Source organism: Okeania sp. SIO3I5 (genome assembly GCF_010672085.1).
Classification (GTDB): Bacteria; Cyanobacteriota; Cyanobacteriia; order Cyanobacteriales; family Microcoleaceae; genus Trichodesmium.
In genome coordinates, this window is record NZ_JAAHHT010000487.1 from 1 (window position 1) to 2,059 (window position 2,059).

The following is a 2,059-nucleotide window of genomic DNA, read 5'->3' on the forward strand; positions in this document are numbered from 1 at the left end:
TGCTCCTTCAATATAACTGAGAGTAGCTGTTTTTGCCTCATCTATTGCAGCTATACCTTGAATATCTGGATCGAGAGTATTTATTTTTTCCAGACTACAAGCGATCGTCTCTGAACCAAGTTTACTTGCAAGTTCGCTAAATTTCACAATCAGAACCCCTACTCCTCACAAATCAAAATTCAAAATTCAAAATTCAAAATTCAAAAGTAATCCCTGACTGAATTTTTCCTAGGGAAATGCTCCGCAAATCAAAATTCAAAATTCAAAAGTAATTCCTGACTGAATTTTTTCTAGGAAAATGCTCCGCAAATCAAAATTCAAAAGTCAGAATTCAAAAGTAATTCCTGACTAAATTTTTCCTAGGGAAATGCTCTGCAAAGAGGATTTACCAATGTCCGCGCCCTAAATGGGTAGTGCTTTACTTTTGGATTTTTACCATTGAATTTTTACCATTTTCCCAAAAAAAAATCAACCCAAATCTATATTATTAGTCTGAGATTTGGGTTAAATATTCTTTAGTTCTGTAAATGTAGTTATTTCTGTAGTAAGTAGGAAGCAATAGGAAACAGAAAATACTCTAAATTCGCTCTTTTTAAAAGAATAGTATTTACTGGTCTATTTGATTTTTTTTTAATTATTACTTATACACCACTAGCAAGTATTTCTAACAAGAAAAAATGCTTTAAAAGTAATTTTAGTGTTAATTAACTTGATATATTTACAGTTTTTCTTCTTTTTGCATTTCTGGTACAGAAACTACATTTACATCAACTGTAGAATCTGTAGTAGTTGAGTCTTGGCTATTCACATTAGATGCTACTGGTGTATCTTGACCCCGACGTAATTTAATAAAATCAACTACCATCTGAGAAACTTCTGCTACTAAAAGAGTTACAATAGCAACATCATCAATTTGTCCGATAATTGGTATAAAATCTGGAGAAATATCAAAAGGACTCAATACATAAGCCAATGTTCCAGCAATAATCCACCAACGATACTTAGGATTACGGATACTATTACGATACCAAGTATATAGAGATTGAATGGAAAAGCTCATTTAATTATCCTCAAAGTTAAAAGTTACTTACACTTTTAATAATGCCAGAATTTAAACACTATGTCAGTGTTAATATCAACTATCTATTTTTCTAGAAAGTTCTACAGTTAAAATTCAGGAATTTAGTTATGGAAATTTGTATTATAGCGCTACGCGCTAGGGAATAGGGAATAGGGAATAGGGAATAGGGAATAGTAAACTCTCAAAAGGTTTTTCCTGCGGAAATGCTCCGCAAACAGGATTTAGAAATGTCCGTGGGAAGTGTGGGGAGAACTAGAAAGATTTGGCATTATGTGAAGATGGGATATTTTTGTATACTGAACCGGAGCGGATTTGATATCAAAAATATAAGGAACGGGCAAGATGCCCATTCCACAGAAAGTGTAATATGAAATACAAAAAATTGTGCAAATATGTGAGTTTTCCCATTCCCCCATATTTTTGAGAAATGGTATAATTTACCTCACAGGAAAGTAACGATGATTGTCAATTTTCTCAAATGCGCCATTATAAGCAAAGTTTTTGACCATATCTGTTTTATAGAAATCGTGTGGAAAACCAAGTTCGATTTCACTAACTCGATCTAATTGCTGAATTTGTTCGGGGGATAATTTCACATCGACGCATTGGAGATTATCTTCAATATGAGAAATTTTTCTAGCTCCAATAATTGGAATTACACCTTGGTTTAATAACCAACTTAAAGCTACTTGTGAGGAACTTTTTCCTATTTGTTGAGCAACTTTATCTACTTCTTGAGCAATAGCAACGTTGCGATCGCTCCGCTCCAAAAAACCTTTCATCATTTCACTATCTAGTCTCCCCTCTTCTGAGGTTGCATTAGCTTTGGTATATTTCCCACTCAACCAACCACCAGCAAGAGGAGACCAAGCAGTAACACCGATATCAAAAGTACGAGACATTGGTAAAAGTTCCCTTTCCGGGGTGCGCTGAATTAAACTATATTCGATTTGCAAACCAACAAACTGAGTCCATCCA

General features: G+C 34.1%; 3 protein-coding genes. 1 reads left to right on the top strand and 2 read right to left on the bottom strand.

Annotated features, from left to right (window positions below; genetic code table 11):
* Positions 1–718: 718 nt before the first annotated feature.
* The gene (locus F6K40_RS39875) at positions 719–1,060 is read right to left on the bottom strand and encodes a YkvA family protein (RefSeq protein ID WP_293145763.1); all 342 of its coding nucleotides are present in this window, start codon (positions 1,058–1,060) and stop codon (positions 719–721) included.
* Positions 1,061–1,284: 224 nt separating this feature from the next.
* On the opposite strand from F6K40_RS39875, the gene F6K40_RS39880 reads away from it, so the two are divergent.
* Positions 1,285–1,452 (top strand): hypothetical protein, encoded by a 168-nt coding sequence (locus tag F6K40_RS39880; protein ID WP_293145766.1) that lies wholly within the window; start codon positions 1,285–1,287, stop codon positions 1,450–1,452.
* A gap of 66 nt (positions 1,453–1,518) precedes the next feature.
* Here the strand turns inward: F6K40_RS39880 and F6K40_RS39885 are convergent.
* Positions 1,519–2,059: aldo/keto reductase (locus tag F6K40_RS39885; protein WP_293145769.1), on the bottom strand; the 541-nt coding region annotated here is incomplete at its 5' end.

What these genes read in the sequence shown, in the direction of transcription:
- F6K40_RS39875 (WP_293145763.1), bottom strand. Translation starts at nt 1,060, where the DNA reads ATGAGCTTTTCCATTCAATCTCTATATACTTGGTATCGTAATAGTATC.
- F6K40_RS39880 (WP_293145766.1), top strand. Translation starts at nt 1,285, where the DNA reads ATGCTCCGCAAACAGGATTTAGAAATGTCCGTGGGAAGTGTGGGGAGA.